This window comes from Nocardia sp. NPDC005978, assembly GCF_040614455.1.
In the GTDB taxonomy this organism is placed as follows: domain Bacteria; phylum Actinomycetota; class Actinomycetes; order Mycobacteriales; family Mycobacteriaceae; genus Nocardia.
In genome coordinates this window covers 1-14,064 of record NZ_JBEXUS010000045.1, presented here as the reverse complement: position 1 = coordinate 14,064, position 14,064 = coordinate 1, and the positions used below count along the sequence as shown (strand labels likewise).

Here is a 14,064-nt window from a genome sequence, read left to right as displayed (position 1 = left end):
GAAATGCCTGTCCGCCCATGAAACACAGTTTCCGCCCACCCTAGTGCGTCCCGACAACCCGTCGCGAGCGTGTGCCGTCTCGTGGCGAAAATCAGCCGTCTCGCGCCCCCCGGCCCGGCACACCGGCGGCGCGGCGGCACCCGCGAGGGTGGGTGTGTCGGGACATCAAGCCATACTGCTTGTCGTGTATTCGGGCATCGGTGACCATGGCGAGCGCGCCGCGTTCTTGGACGCGCGGGCGTTGATCGGCTGCCGGCACCGGCTGCTACTGGATTCCACCCATCCGCGGGTGCTGACCGGTGTCAGTGAGGATGCCGGCGTGCAGCAGCGGCGGGAAGCCGCGGCCGCGCATCGAATGCTGGTGCGGGACACCCTGGTTGCGGCCGATCCGGAGCGCTGGCTGGTGATCGCCCCGGAGCAGACCGCCGCCCAGCGCGCGGCCGAGACCATGGCGGCCATGGAGGCCGGGATCGAACGCATCTGGGGCGGGCTGCTGCCGCAGGAGCTGGACACCGGGCGGCGCGGCGGCTGCGAGATCCTGCGCCGGGATCCCGATCGCGGCGGCTACGTGCCGATCATCGTGGTCAATCACAAGGTCACCGACCCGCGCCAGCCCGACCCGGCCGACTTCCATCCGCTGACCACCGAGCTGTACACCTGGAATCCCAAGCCGGACAAGCATGTCCGCAACCGTCCGCAGCCGCGCGACCAGCAGCGCCTCGCGCACCTGTACCGCATGCTGCAGCGGCACGGCTACGCCAGCCCCGCCCTGGTCGGCGGCGCCATCGGCTACCACTTCGATCGCGTCCTGCTGCACGATCTGGGCCCGATCCTGGACGACTACGACCGCCGCTACGCCGACCGTATCGCGGTGGTGCGCGGCGAGCTCCCCACCGTTCCCTCCAAGGTCCCCGAATGCCGCCAGTGCCCGTGGTGGTCCCGCGCGCCCGAGGAGGGCGGGCAGAGCTGTGAGCAGTGGCTGGTCGGCCGGCGCGATATCAGCCTGGTGGCGCCCGGTTCGCGCGCCGAGGTGCTGCGCCGCCACGGCGTGGAGACCATCGACGATCTGGCCGCCTGGGAGGGCGACGACCCGGACGACTGGCAGTACGAGCCCTTCACCGAGGCCATCGTCACCGCCCGCGCCTGGGCCACCGGCGCGCCGCTGGTCCGGCGCGTGGACCGCGTCCAGGTCACCCGCGCCGACGTCGAGGTGGACGTGGACCTCGAGTCCTACCAGGAACACGGCGCCTACCTGTGGGGCACGCTGCTGGACGGCGTCTACCGCGGCTTCGTCACCTGGGATCCGCTGCCCACCCGCGACGAGGGCCGCTCCTTCGCCGAGTTCTGGTCCTGGCTCATGGAGATCCGCGCGCAGGCCGCCGCGGACGGCAAAACCTTTGCCGCCTACTGCTATTCCCGCACCGCCGAGGACAAGTGGCTCTACGAGTCCGCGCGCCGTTTCGCGGGCATGCCCGGCATCCCCACCGAGCGGGAGATCCAGCGCTTCGTGGACAGCCCGCAGTGGGTGGACATGTTCCAGGCCGTCTCCGAGCAGTTCATCTGCCCGAACGGCAAGGGCCTGAAGAAGATCGCCCCGGTGGCCGGCTTCTCCTGGCGCGATCCCGAGGCGGGCGGCGAGGCGTCCATGAGCTGGTACCGCCTGGCCGTGGCCTACGAGGGCGGCGAACCCGACCTGTCCCAGCGCACCCGCATCCTCGAGTACAACGAGGACGACGTGCTGGCGACCCAGGTCCTGCGCGACTGGATGACCGATCGGGCCGATGCCGAGGTTCCGGCCATCTCCGATTTCGGCCGTCGTAGTATCGCGGAGTGACCGAACACGTCGAACACCTGGAGTTTCAGGCCGAGACCCATCAGCTCCTGGAGCTGATGATCCACTCGGTGTATTCGAACAAGGACACGTTCCTGCGGGAACTGATCTCGAATGCCTCGGACGCGCTGGACAAGCTGCGCATGGAGACCTTCCACGACAAGGACCTGTCGGCGGACATCTCCGACCTGCATATCGAGCTCTCGGTGGACTGCGAGAATCGTGTGCTCACCGTCCGCGACAACGGCATCGGCATGAGTCGTGCCGAAGTTGTCGACCTCATCGGCACCCTCGCCAAGTCCGGCACCGCCGCGATGCGCAAGCAGTTGCTGGAGAACAAGACCGACACCGCCGCCGCCGAAGAACTCATCGGCCAGTTCGGCATCGGCTTCTATTCGACCTTCATGGTGGCCGACAAGGTCGCGCTCACCACCCGCAAGGCCGGCGAAACCACCGGCACCCGTTGGGAATCGGCCGCGGGCAGCCCCACCTACACCATCGAGGAGCTGGCCGAGGCGCCGCAGGGCACCACCGTCACCCTGCACCTGAAGCCGGCGGACGACGACGATCACCTCTTCGACTACACGCAGGAGTGGAAGCTCCGCGAAATCGTCAAGAAGTACTCCGATTTCATCGCCTGGCCGGTCCGCATGGATGTGGAACGGACCATCATGGACGGCGAGGGCGAGGACGCCGTCGAGAAGTCCATCACCGAGACGCAGACCCTGAACTCCCAGAAGGCCCTGTGGACCCGCCCCAAGAGCGAGGTCTCCGAAGAGGAGTACCGGGAGTTCTACAAGCACGTCTCGCACGCCTGGGACGATCCGCTGGAGATCATTCCGATGAAGGCGGAGGGCACGTTCGAGTACCAGGCCCTGCTGTTCCTGCCCTCGCACGCCCCGTTCGACCTGTTCCAGCGTGAGCACAAGCGCGGGGTGCAGCTGTACGTGCGCCGCGTGTTCATCATGGACAACTGCGAAGAGCTCATGCCGGAGTACCTGCGCTTCGTCAAGGGCGTGGTGGACGCGCAGGACCTCTCGCTGAACGTCTCGCGCGAGATCCTGCAGCAGGACAGGCAGATTCGGGCCATTCGCAAGCGCCTGGTCAAGAAGGTCCTGTCCACGGTGCAGTCGCTGCAGTCCGCCGAGGATCAGGAGAAGTACCAGACCTTCTGGCGCGAGTTCGGCCGGGTTCTCAAGGAGGGCCTGCTCTCCGACACCGACAACCGCGAAACCATCCTGAAGGTCTCGTCTTTCGCCTCCACGCACAGCGCGGACGAGCTGACCACCCTCGCACAGTACGTTGAGCGCATGCCCGATACCCAGACCGGCATCTACTACATGACCGGCGAATCGCGCGAGCAGATCGAGAACTCGCCGCACATGGAAGCCTTCAAGGCCAAGGGCCTCGAGGTGCTCATCCTGACCGATCCGGTCGACGAGATGTGGGCCACCCAGACCCCGGAATTCGCCGGCACGCCGTTCCAGTCCATCGCCAAGGGCGAGGTCGACCTGGAGACCGAGGACGAGAAGAAGGAGTCCGAGGCGCTGCGCGAGCAGCAGGAGAAGGACTTCGGCGACCTGCTGGGCTGGCTGGGGGAGACCCTCGGGTCCAGCGTCAAGCAAGTCCGCTTGACCGCTCGCCTGACCACGTCCCCCGCCTGCATCGTGGGCGACACGTTCGACTTCTCGCCGATGCTCGAGCGCATGTACCGGGCCTCGGGTCAGGACCTGCCCGAGACCAAGCGCATCCTCGAGCTGAACCCGTCGCATCCGCTGGTCACGGGCCTGCGCGACGCGTACGCCAAGGTCGCGGACGAGGCGGACAAGCCCGCCGAACTGGCCGAGACCGCGGAGCTGCTGTACGGCACCGCGGTGCTGGCCGAGGGCGGCGAGCTCAAGGATCCCGCGCGGTTCGCCCGGGTGCTGGCGGATCGCCTGACCCGCACGCTCTGATCGCCGGGAACGCGCGGTCCGAAGGCTCCGACCTGTGCGTTCGCTGAATCACCCTGCGCTCCCCGCTGTTTCGGCAGCGGGGAGCGCGGTCGTTTCCGGCGGAAAACGGTCATTGCCGGAGGGTTTGAAATGTGACCCTCGCAATGTTTTTCCGATTCCGGGAACCCGCGCCCGCGGCGTACGTTGAACGTCTTGGTCGTAAGTTTTTCGTGTTCGTGTCTCACATGCTCGCGCTGAACATCGTGCGGGCGCTTCTCTTGCCAGGCAAGCTGCAAGTCGCCTTCTGATTTCGACCCGGTCACCGTGACCGCGGCGGCCGATGCAACATCCAGCAGGAGAAAGTTATGGTTCAGGGCACCGTCAAGTGGTTCAACGCGGAGAAGGGCTACGGCTTCATCGCCCGCGAGGACGGCCCCGATGTGTTCGTTCACTACTCCGAGATCGAAGGCAACGGCTACCGCCAGCTCGAAGAGGGCCAGGCCGTGAGCTTCGAGATCACCGAAGGCAAGAAGGGCCCGCAGGCCGCGGCCGTCAAAGCCCACTGAGAATTCCGGTCAGGCGCTGAAGCCTCCGCGTCGGCCGAGCTCGTGAAATAACAAGGCCCGCACCGTGTTCCGGTGCGGGCCTTGTGTTGTTCGCCCCTAGCGCGGAGCCATGCGCAGCGCGCCATCCATGCGGATGGTCTCGCCGTTCAGGTAGTCGTGCTCGGTGATGTACTGCGCCAGCTGCGCGTACTCGTCCGGGCGGCCCAGGCGCGACGGGAACGGAACGCCGGCCTCGAGGCCCTTGCGGTACTCCTCGGTGACACCGGCGAGCATCGGGGTGTCGATGATGCCGGGGGCGATGGTGTTGACGCGGATGCCGAACTGCGCCAGGTCGCGCGCGGCCGGGATGGTCATGCCGGCGACGCCGCCCTTGGAGGCGGAGTAGGCGATCTGCCCGATCTGGCCCTCGAACGCCGCGACCGAGGCGGTGTTGATGACCACGCCGCGCGAGCCGTACTCGTCGACCGGCTCGGTCTTGGAGATCGCGTCCGCGGCCAGGCGCATGACGTTGAAGGTGCCCAGCAGGTTCACGGTGATGACCGTGCGGAACAGCTCCAGATCGTGCGGGCCGTTCTTGGACAGGATGCGCCCGGCCCAGCCGACGCCGGCGCAGTTGACCACGATGCGCAGCGGCACACCGGATTCCACGACGGTGGCGACCGCGGCGGCCACCTCGTCACCGGAGGTGACGTCGGTCGGGATGAGGGTGATCCCGGCCGGGACGCTGTCGCCCGCGCGCTCGATCGACTGGGCCAGGTCCAGGCCGAACACGGTGGCGCCGGCGTCGGCCAGGCGCTTGGCCGTGGCCGCGCCCAGGCCCGAAGCGCCTCCGGTGACAATGGCGGCAGATCCCGAAATCTCCACGGGGTGGTCCTCTCGAACGTGGACGGCCCTCTCACTGGCCTTCCGTCAATAGGCACCATAGTGGGGCGGTGCACCGGCCTCGAGGGGGGCCGGGTATGTACGGGTTCGCCCGTACCCGTCAGTTTGCGAACATGACTGTTCGCCGAGTGCTACTGTCGCTGCATGAACGCCGGTCAACCCCCACGTCAGCGCCGTGGTTTCCGTCGCTCCGTCCCGCGCGTGGCCGGCAAACGGATCCTGATCACCGGCGGAGCGCGCGGCATCGGCGCCGCGCTGGCCCGCCAGCTGCACGCGCACGGCGCACGCGTTGCCCTGCTCGGCATCGAGGAGGCGCTGCTGGCCGAGGTCGCCGCCGACTGCGGCGACGCGCCCTGGCGCTACTGCGACATCGGCGATCCCGCGCAGGTGGAGCGCGTGGTCAACTCCCTCACCGCCGAACTCGGCGGCCTCGACGCGGTCGTCGCCAACGCCGGCATCGCCCGCCAGATGTCCCTGCTCGGCGGCGATCCGGAGGTGCTGGAACAGACCCTCACCGTCAACGTGCTCGGGCTCTACTACACGCTGCGCGCCGCGGGCCCCCACCTCGCGCACCGCGACGGCTACGTCCTGATCGTCACCTCGCTGGCCGCCGCGGTCCACCTACCCCTGGCCGGCGCCTACAGCGCCTCCAAGGCCGCGGTCGAGGCGCTCGGCAACACCCTGCGCATAGAAATGCGGCACACCGGCGCGAAGGTCGGCCTCGCCTACTTCGCCGAACTCGACACCGACATGACCAGCCGCGGCTTCGGAACCCATGCCGCGCACAGCATTCTGGGCCGCTCGACGGTGTCCGGCATCGCCCCGCTCGGCCCCGCCATCGACGCCATGGAACGCGCCCTGGCCCGCCGCGCCCGCCGCGTGGTCTCGCCCTACTGGGTGGGCGTGGTGCTGGAGTTCCGCGGCATAGGTCAGCGGGTGATCGACTACGCTCTGCGCCACGGCGTCGCGTCCGGTCTCGACATAGCTCGCACCGAACAGGTCGGTTTCACCACCGAACAGCCCGCCCGACCGAGCAGAATGGGGAAGTTCGCCTAACCCGTCCCGGCCCAACGGAGTTCACCGCATGCCCGAATCGGCTGTCACCGCCCGCCAGCTGCCCCGCGGCCGCCACGGTCTGCCCCGGGAGATCGTGGTCGCCGCTCAGCGCGACCGGATCCTGCTGGCCATGGCCGAGGCGATGGCGGAGAACGGCTACGTCGGCACCCCGGTCGCCGCGGTCATCAAACGCGCGGGCGTGTCCCGCGAAACCTTCTACGAGCAGTTCCGTTCCAAGGAGGACTGTTTCGAGGCCGCCTACGAGCGCGCGGTGGAACTCCTGCTCACCGGCATGCTCGCCGTCACCGGCCTGGAGATCGAGGGCGAGACCGAAGCGGCCCGCATGGAACGCGTCCTGGGCGCCTACCTCGACGCGCTCTCCGCCGAACCCGCCTACGCCCGCCTGTTCCTGGTCGAGGTCTACGCCGTCGGCCCCGAGGCCATCGCCCGCCGCACCCAGCTCCAGGAAACTTTCGTGGCGATCGTCGCCGACATCCTCGAGGCCGACACCGACCAGCAGCACTTCGCCTGCCAGACCCTCGTCGCCGCCCTGAGCGCGATGGTCACCAACCGGATAGCGATCGGCGACCTGGAAGGCCTGCGCGCGCTCCGCGAGCCCCTCATGGACCTGGTACGCCGCAGCGGCGGCCTGTTCGGCACGATCCCGCTGGCGGACGGGCCCGCGCCCGAGAACGCCGACTAGGCCTCGGGAAGCAGCGTTTTCGTGCGGCCGGGGTGGTTCGTCGCCACCCAGCTCACGCCGAGGTCGGCGCAGAGTTGCACGTCGTCGGGATCGTCGACCGTCCAGACATAGGTCGCCCGGCCCGCGGCGGCGGCCTTGTCGACCAGGTCGGGGTGTTCGCGCAGGGTGCGGACCGAGGGGCCGATCGCGGTCGCGCCGACCGTGGTGGCCGCGCCGCCGGACAGGTAGAGCGAGGACTCGCCCAGCAGTACCGTCGGCAGCAGCGGCGCGGCGCGGCGGATGCGCCACACCGCCGTGGCGGCGAAGGAGATCACCACCGCGCGTGAATGATCGGCCGAGGCGGGTGCGGCGATGCCGTAGCGCTGCAACTCGGTCAGCAGCGTCGTCTCCACCTGGGCGCCGAAGCGCACCGGGTGCTTCGTCTCGATGAAGAGCTTGGTGGGGCGGCTCTTCCAATCCAGCACCAGCTCGATCAGCTGGGCCAGGGTCAGCACCGGGGACGGTTCCTCGGCCGTGCCGAAGTTCAGGGCCTCGAGTTCCTCGAGGGTCATCTCCGAGACCGCGCCCACGCCGTCCGAGGTCCGGTCCACGGTGCGGTCGTGCACGCAGACCAGCTGACCGTCCTTGGTCAGTCGCACATCGCATTCGACGCCGTCGGCGCCCTCCTGCAAGGCGAGTTCGTATGCGGCGAGGGTGTGTTCGGGTCGCGCCGCCGACGCCCCCCGGTGCGCGACCACGAACGGCGCGCGACTGGCCCGGCTCACTTCGCCAATACCTCCTCATGCTCGGCTTCCGGCGCCCCCGTGGACTCCGGGCCGGCCGCCTCTGCGGCGATGGCCTCATCATTGCCGACGGCGGTCGCCGGCGCGCGCCCGGCGGCGGCCGCCGATCCCGGCTGCACCGGTTCGATGACCGGCGCGGCGGGTGTGGTCGCGATCAGCCAGCGCTGCGCGGTGAGCTCGCGCCCCCGCAGATCGCGCCCGGCGAAGCCGCGCACCAGCCACAGCGTCAGCACCGCGATCCCGGCCGCGAACGCATCGGTCCACAGCGTGATCAACACGCCGTCCGCGCGCACCTGCAGCGAATCGCCGAAGCGGTACAGCACCGCGATGACCACCAGCAGGCCATTGAGAACCCAAGCGGCCCACCAGATCCGAACCATGCGCAGCAGCCGCGGTTCGTCGGCCCCGGTGGCGCCGACCCGGACCGTCTCGGTCAGGAAGACGCCCGGCCACACCAGATTCACCCCGGGCACGAGACAACCCGCGAACAGTTCCGCGAGCGACCGCGAATCCTCGCGTCCCGCAGCGGCATACAGGCTCGTCCGGGTGCGCGCCAGCCAGCCCACCACGGCCACCGCGGTGATCAGCGCTACAACCATCGCCGTCACCGCGGCGACCGTCACCGCGGCGTCGGACAGCCACAGCAGCCACGGCTCGATCAACCGGCGGCGATTGCGCAGCAGAATCCCGTAGCGCCCCAGCTCGGTCAGGGCCGCGACGCCGAACACCACGGCGGTCGTGACGAGCAGGCGGGGCAGGCGCGCGACGAGCCGGTCGATCCGGTGCACGGGCTCGGCGGCGGTCTGCGGCTGCCGGTCCTGCAGACCCCAGCGCGGGATCTGCGTGTAGTGCGGGGTCGCGAGATTCGGTGCGGTGCGGCGCGGCGTCCCGGGATGCGGGGCCTTGCGGCCCGGCGGGCGGGCGACCCAGCGGTAGTTGCGCCGCTCGGGCGGAGCGTCGACCGGGGCGGGTGAGAGCAGCACGCCGTGGCAGCGCGGGCACCAGTGCAGCGGTTTGCCCTGCACGGCCCAGCGCGCGCCGCAGCGGGCGCACGGCTGCACGACCGCTGATCGCGGTTGGCCCACATTTCCCCCTGTCATCGCTCCATCATCCTGCGCCTAGTAGACCTTCGCGTCGGCGCCGTCGCCGGTGAGCGGGCGTCCCGTCTGCTGCCAGGCAACCATGCCGCCGCTGACATTCGTGGCATCGAAACCGACATGCGTCAGATACTGCACAACCTGGATCGAGCGACCGCCCTGCCGGCAGATCACGTAGATCTCGGAGTCGTAGTCCAATTCGTCCAGCCGCGCGGGCACGTCGACCATCGGGATGTGGATGGCGCCGGGCGCGTGGCCCAGGCTCCATTCATCGTCCTCGCGCACGTCCAGCAGCAGGGCCGGGGGCGGGGTGGTGGCGGCCCACGGCTCGGCGGCGTCGAATTCCGCTGGCACGGCATCGATCGGTACCGAGGGGACGTGGGAACTGGTCACGGTTTCGATCCTGCCACGCGTGCCGGGGAGCCGGGGAGTTCTATCCCCTCGAACCGGCCTGCCGCATCGACATTCCGGGTGCACGCGACTCGCCGAGCGGCACGAAACCGCCGGTCGGTTCCCCCGGTGGAAGCCCGTCACCCACCCCGTTGCGGTGGGTCTGTGCATATCTCACTTGTAGTTATCCACATAATCCACAGGCTGATCCACAGCCGGGTTGTGGATAGCTCGGGTTGCGCGCGTGGCCGCGGCGAAAAAACCCGACAACACTACCAATAATCGGAAATCCTCTGACGGACAACGCAAGATCGGTAGCCTGACGCTATGACTGTGAGCAGGGGGCTACTCGACGGCGTGGACATTTCCGGACTCAACACCGCTCTCTCCGAGGCGACCTGCCTCGGCGTGGAGGTCGACACCGCAGCCGCCGAGCTGCGCCTGGAGCTCGACGTGCTGACCCTGCCCGCCGACGGCCCGCCGCCGACGGACTGCGACGTCTTCCTGATCCTGTCCGGGGTCAGCCGCGTCGCGGCCTCCCTGCGCAGGCAGCGCTGGGACGACCTGGATCCGGTGGTGCTCCCGCTCGCGCTGGACGGCCTGCACGACGCGGTCAGCAGCTTCGGCGGCGGCGCACTGCACGGCTGGGAGTTCTTCGACCTCGACGACAACGCCTGGACGCAGTGGCGCAAACTGCTCAGCTTCGACACCGTGCTGTCCGACCGCTCGGCCGCGCACATGCTCGAGTTCTCCCAGGAGGAGGGCATCGACCCCCGCGAGCTCGATATGCGGGTGTGGTTCGACGGCATCAGCGTGCAGGACAAGGCGGGCAAGGAGATTCCGCTCGAGGAGTTCGTCGCGGGCGGGGTGCGCTGGTGGAAGGCGCACTCGGCGGGCGATCCGCGCACCATGCGGCCGAATATCGTTCCGCCGCTGTAACTTCGGATTCCTCGAATCGAACGGGCCGCACCGGGTCAGGCGCCGGGCGGCCCTTCCGCATGTTCGGGCCCGCGCCCGGCCGGGTTGAGATCAGCCTGTGTCCATAGGTTGGGAAAACTGGGTAAGCGCTGGAATGTGGGGGCACGCGGCCCGGTTGCACGGGAGCGGGTGTACGAATGATGGTTGGGTGCGCCGCGGCACGGGCCGAGGGCACACAGCCGACGACACTGAGCACTGAGGAAGGGACATCGTGGCCGAGTACACGCTGCCAGAACTGGATTACGACTACAGCGCCCTGGAGCCTTTCATCTCCGGGCAGATCAACGAGATCCACCACACCAAGCACCACGCGGCCTACGTCGCGGGCGCCAACGCCGCCGTCGAGAAGCTGGAAGCCGCGCGCGAGTCCGGCGACCACGCGGCCATTTTCCTGAACGAGAAGAACCTGGCCTTCCACCTGGGCGGCCACGTCAACCACTCCATCTGGTGGAAGAGCCTGTCCAAGGACGGCGGCGACAAGCCGGTCGGCGACCTGGGCGCCGCGATCGACGACCAGTTCGGTTCGTTCGACAAGTTCGTCGCGCAGTTCTCCGCGGCCGCCAACGGCCTGCAGGGCTCGGGCTGGGCGTGGCTGGGCTACGACACCCTGGCCGGCAAGCTGCTCACCTTCCAGCTCACCGATCAGCAGGGCAACGTGCCGCTCGGCATCATCCCGCTGCTCGGCCTGGACATGTGGGAGCACGCCTTCTACCTGCAGTACAAGAACGTCAAGGCCGATTACGTCAAGGCGTTCTGGAACGTCGTGAACTGGGAAGAGGTGCAGGACCGCTTCGGTCGCGCCGTCAACCAGGGCAAGGGCCTGATCTTCGGCTGAGATCGCACGCATCGCGGAGTTCACGCTCCGTGACACGCCCGGCTCGGTAGGCCCGCGAACCCACCCCGGTTCGCGGGCCTACTGCTGTTTCCGGCCCCTGAACGGCGCGATGTTCGCCGGGCCGTTCGTCTGCTAGCACTCTTTGGTACTTGTGTGCCAGTCCGATTCCGGGGCATTCTCTGAATCCACAACCAGGACGGGCAGGGCCGCCCCCGTATTTCCGCACTTCGGGAGGGCGTAATGAGCGAACAGATCGGTGTACTGCCGTTTCAATCGCGTGGGTCGCTACGCGGATTCGTGATTTCGGGCCGCTGGCCGGACTCCACCAAGGAATGGGCGCAGGTTCTGGTCCTGGCCGTGCGGGTGGCCAGCCTGCCCGGACTGCTGCCGACCACCACCGTGTTCGGGGCCCGCGAGGAACTCCCCGAGGATCCGGATCCGGACATGGTCGGGCTCGTCATCGCCGAGGGCACCGTGCTCGGGCAGGAGGCACTGCTGCCGGGCCGGTTCGCCCAGCATGTGCCGCCGGCCCTGATCATGTTGCATCCGCCGCGCGAAACCCGGCCCTCGCTGCCCGAATGCCTGGGCGCAGCCTCGGGTTGCCTGCTGCTGCCGGGACTGCCGCATCTGGGCCTCGAGCATCGGGCCGCGTGGGTGGAGACCGACACCGACGGCACGGTCACCTCCATGGTGAGCCGGGTCGGGGTGGATCCGATCAGTGATCCCGACACCGCGGTTCTGGCCATGCTGCTGGCGGCGTGAGGGTACCCGAAACCACCCGGCAGTGTTCCCAAACTTATTGCGCGCATTGCGATTTCGGCGATAGATGTTTGCGTCTGCCGGGTTTGCCGGGGTAAAGTCTCCGGCAGCGAAGGGGAGTAGCCCCCAATCGCGTAGTCGACATACTGGTCCCGCGCGGATCCGGCTGCGTGAACCGTCAGCGCCCTGTCCGGCGCCCGGTGGGCGAGACCTTCGGCCGACGAGAACCAAACCGATACACGGTGCGGCGTCGGCTGAAGCGCCCGCGCATCTTCAGCCGACAGGCCGGAAACCCTGGGAGCTGATGTGATCACCACGATTTTGCTGACATTCGGCGTGCTGTTCCTCGCCGAACTCGGCGACAAATCGCAGTTGATGGCCCTGACCTTCGCGCTGCGCTACCGCTGGTGGGTGGTGCTGAGCGCGATCACCGTGGCCAGCGTCCTGGTCAACCTCATCGCCGTCGGCGTCGGCCACTTCCTCGGCGCAGCCCTGCCCACCGAGATCATCTCCTTGTTCGCGGCGGCCATCCTGATCGGCGTCGGCCTGTGGACCCTGCGTGAGACCCTGCCCGGCCGGGAGGACGACGACGAGGCGGAGGACGAGGCCCAGCTGCCGGCGTCGCGCTCGGCCTTCTTCGTGGTGCTGTCCGCGTTCCTGCTCGCCGAGCTCGGCGACCGCACGATGTTCGCGACGATGGCCCTGGCCACCAACAACGGCTGGGTGGCGGTGTGGATCGGCTCGGTGCTGGGCATGGTCGCCGCGGGCGGACTGGCCATCCTCGTCGGCGTCACCGTCGGCAAGCACGTGCCCGAACGCACGATCGCCGTCTGCTCGGGTCTGCTGTTCCTGTACTTCGGCGCGACGACCCTGCTGGGTACCGTCGCCCCGGGCCTGGGGACGGTCGCGATGGTCGCGGCCGGCGCCCTGCTGCCGCTGGCGGCGGGCGCGGTGCTGCTGGCGCTGCGCCGTCGCGCGGGTTCCGGCGAGCGGCACGTGCACCACCCGGACGCCGAGGCGCTTCCGCGGTCCTCGGCGCAGGCGTCTCCGCCGGACGCGCACTGATCACCTCGAGCGGCCGCCCGTACTGCGATGGATGTCCGGAAACGCTGAACAGCGCTGTGCCCGAGAGCCGTTGGAAAGCCTAAACAGGCAGGTCAACGCAAGGAAATAATCTCCGCCCTGCTACCCTTCCGCGTCATGGGTAAGAGCAAGCGCAACAGTCCCAAGCCGGACAGCAACCGCGCGCAGAAGCTGGCCGCGCGCCGGGCCGAGCAGGAGCAGGCTTCGCAGGCGGTCACGCGGCCGTTCGAGGGTCTGGCCGCGGAGTGCGATCTGGTCGCGCTACGGGAATTCGTGCCGTCGGCTACCGCCACGCTGAAGCTGGCGCCGGGGGTCGCGGCCGAGCGCGCGGTGACCCTCGCGACGGTGCTGCCGGGGGCGGTTGCCGCATTGGTGCGGGCGGGCGACGAGCCGCTCGGATTCGTCGGCACGCAGGTGCAGTTCCAGTCGGACAACCCGGCGAGCGATCTGGCCACCGCGATCCTGTGGACCCAGTCCGCGGAGCCGGGCGAGTCGCTGGCCGCCGCGAGCGTGGACGGCGCGCCGACGCTGACCGACGTCCTGGATCCGGGCGCCGCGCTGGACCTGACCGTGCACCAGGACTTCAACTGGTGGGTCCCCGAGGGCGTCACCCCGGACAAGCAGGTGGCCGCCACCATCGAGCAGGCGAACCAGGCGATCATGCCCTCGGCGCGCCTGAACCTGGGTGCGGACGCCGTCGGCGCGGCCTGGTGGGTGGACGCGGGCGAGAAGGCGCATCTGCGCTGGGTGCGGCCCGAGGACGAGGATCAGCTGATGCTGGCGCTGGCGCGGCTGCATGCGGCCGGCGAGCTGCATCTGGGCGAGGATTCGCGGTTCGCGGGTTCGTTCCGCACGCACGGCCTGCTGGTGCCGGTCTTCGACCTGGACCCGGAGAAGCACGCCACCGAGTGGGAGCCCGCCGCTCGCGAGTTCGGCGCGCGCCTGATCGCGGCGCTGGCGAACACCGAGCCGCTCACCTCCGAGGAGCGCCGCTCCCGCGACGGTCTGCGCTCGCGCCAGGTGACGCTGCGCTGATTCTCGCGCATCGGTCCGCCGCACCCGGATCCGGGTGCTGAGCGGGCGATCTCCGGGCCGTTTGCCGGTTGGTTGCGACCACCAGATCGGAAGAGCGTCGGGGAGGGAAAGAGTGTTGGTGGGATTGTGGAGA

14 protein-coding genes are annotated in these 14,064 nt (G+C 68.9%); 10 read left to right on the top strand and 4 right to left on the bottom strand.

Annotated elements, in window-relative coordinates; all coding sequences use genetic code 11:
- Positions 1 to 184: 184 nt before the first annotated feature.
- From ABZ319_RS21200 to ABZ319_RS21190, 3 genes are all read left to right on the top strand, one after another.
- Positions 185 to 1,834 (top strand): TM0106 family RecB-like putative nuclease, encoded by a 1,650-nt coding sequence (locus tag ABZ319_RS21200; RefSeq protein WP_354988169.1) that lies wholly within the window; start codon positions 185 to 187, stop codon positions 1,832 to 1,834.
- Positions 1,831 to 3,786, top strand: a complete 1,956-nt coding sequence (gene htpG / locus ABZ319_RS21195) for a molecular chaperone HtpG (RefSeq protein WP_354988168.1) — start codon at positions 1,831 to 1,833, stop codon at positions 3,784 to 3,786. Before ABZ319_RS21200 ends, htpG begins: the two co-directional genes overlap by 4 nt.
- A 344-nt stretch (positions 3,787 to 4,130) precedes the next feature.
- Positions 4,131 to 4,331 carry a cold shock domain-containing protein gene (locus ABZ319_RS21190; RefSeq protein ID WP_354988167.1) on the top strand — a complete coding sequence of 67 codons (201 nt, stop codon included), beginning with the start codon at positions 4,131 to 4,133 and terminating at the stop codon, positions 4,329 to 4,331.
- Between the two features lie 96 nt (positions 4,332 to 4,427).
- On the opposite strand, the gene ABZ319_RS21185 is transcribed toward ABZ319_RS21190, so the two are convergent.
- Positions 4,428 to 5,195, bottom strand: a complete 768-nt coding sequence (locus tag ABZ319_RS21185; protein ID WP_354988166.1) for an SDR family NAD(P)-dependent oxidoreductase — start codon at positions 5,193 to 5,195, stop codon at positions 4,428 to 4,430.
- Between the two features lie 162 nt (positions 5,196 to 5,357).
- Between ABZ319_RS21185 and ABZ319_RS21180 the strand changes: the two genes are divergently transcribed.
- Both ABZ319_RS21180 and ABZ319_RS21175 read left to right on the top strand, forming a co-directional pair.
- Positions 5,358 to 6,269, top strand: a complete 912-nt coding sequence (locus ABZ319_RS21180; RefSeq protein WP_354988165.1) for an SDR family NAD(P)-dependent oxidoreductase — start codon at positions 5,358 to 5,360, stop codon at positions 6,267 to 6,269.
- A 28-nt stretch (positions 6,270 to 6,297) separates the two neighbouring features.
- Positions 6,298 to 6,972 (top strand): TetR/AcrR family transcriptional regulator, encoded by a 675-nt coding sequence (locus ABZ319_RS21175; protein WP_354988164.1) that lies wholly within the window; start codon positions 6,298 to 6,300, stop codon positions 6,970 to 6,972.
- Here ABZ319_RS21175 and ABZ319_RS21170 read toward each other — a convergent pair.
- The 3 genes from ABZ319_RS21170 to ABZ319_RS21160 are packed head-to-tail and all read right to left on the bottom strand — an operon-like array spanning position 6,969 to position 9,244.
- A complete protein-coding gene (locus ABZ319_RS21170; protein WP_354988163.1) occupies positions 6,969 to 7,736 on the bottom strand; it encodes a glycerophosphodiester phosphodiesterase in 768 nt (255 codons plus the stop codon). The two genes, ABZ319_RS21175 and ABZ319_RS21170, sit on opposite strands and share 4 nt — an antisense overlap.
- Entirely contained in the window at positions 7,733 to 8,854 is a 1,122-nt protein-coding gene (locus tag ABZ319_RS21165; protein ID WP_354988162.1) for a DUF4328 domain-containing protein, read from the bottom strand. The genes ABZ319_RS21170 and ABZ319_RS21165 overlap by 4 nt, the downstream gene beginning before the upstream one ends.
- A gap of 18 nt (positions 8,855 to 8,872) precedes the next feature.
- The gene (locus tag ABZ319_RS21160; protein ID WP_354988161.1) at positions 8,873 to 9,244 is read right to left on the bottom strand and encodes a rhodanese-like domain-containing protein; all 372 of its coding nucleotides are present in this window, start codon (positions 9,242 to 9,244) and stop codon (positions 8,873 to 8,875) included.
- Between the two features lie 324 nt (positions 9,245 to 9,568).
- On the opposite strand from ABZ319_RS21160, the gene ABZ319_RS21155 reads away from it, so the two are divergent.
- The 5 genes from ABZ319_RS21155 (at position 9,569) to ABZ319_RS21135 (ending at position 13,931) form a co-directional block, all read left to right on the top strand.
- Entirely contained in the window at positions 9,569 to 10,180 is a 612-nt protein-coding gene (locus ABZ319_RS21155) for a hypothetical protein (RefSeq protein ID WP_354988160.1), read from the top strand.
- Between the two features lie 250 nt (positions 10,181 to 10,430).
- Positions 10,431 to 11,054 carry a superoxide dismutase gene (locus tag ABZ319_RS21150; protein WP_354988159.1) on the top strand — a complete coding sequence of 208 codons (624 nt, stop codon included), beginning with the start codon at positions 10,431 to 10,433 and terminating at the stop codon, positions 11,052 to 11,054.
- Positions 11,055 to 11,294: 240 nt separating this feature from the next.
- Entirely contained in the window at positions 11,295 to 11,816 is a 522-nt protein-coding gene (locus ABZ319_RS21145) for a peptidase (protein WP_354988158.1), read from the top strand.
- A 303-nt stretch (positions 11,817 to 12,119) separates the two neighbouring features.
- Positions 12,120 to 12,878 (top strand): TMEM165/GDT1 family protein, encoded by a 759-nt coding sequence (locus tag ABZ319_RS21140; RefSeq protein WP_354988157.1) that lies wholly within the window; start codon positions 12,120 to 12,122, stop codon positions 12,876 to 12,878.
- Between the two features lie 135 nt (positions 12,879 to 13,013).
- Positions 13,014 to 13,931 (top strand): DUF5926 family protein, encoded by a 918-nt coding sequence (locus ABZ319_RS21135; protein WP_354988156.1) that lies wholly within the window; start codon positions 13,014 to 13,016, stop codon positions 13,929 to 13,931.
- Positions 13,932 to 14,064 lie beyond the last annotated feature (133 nt).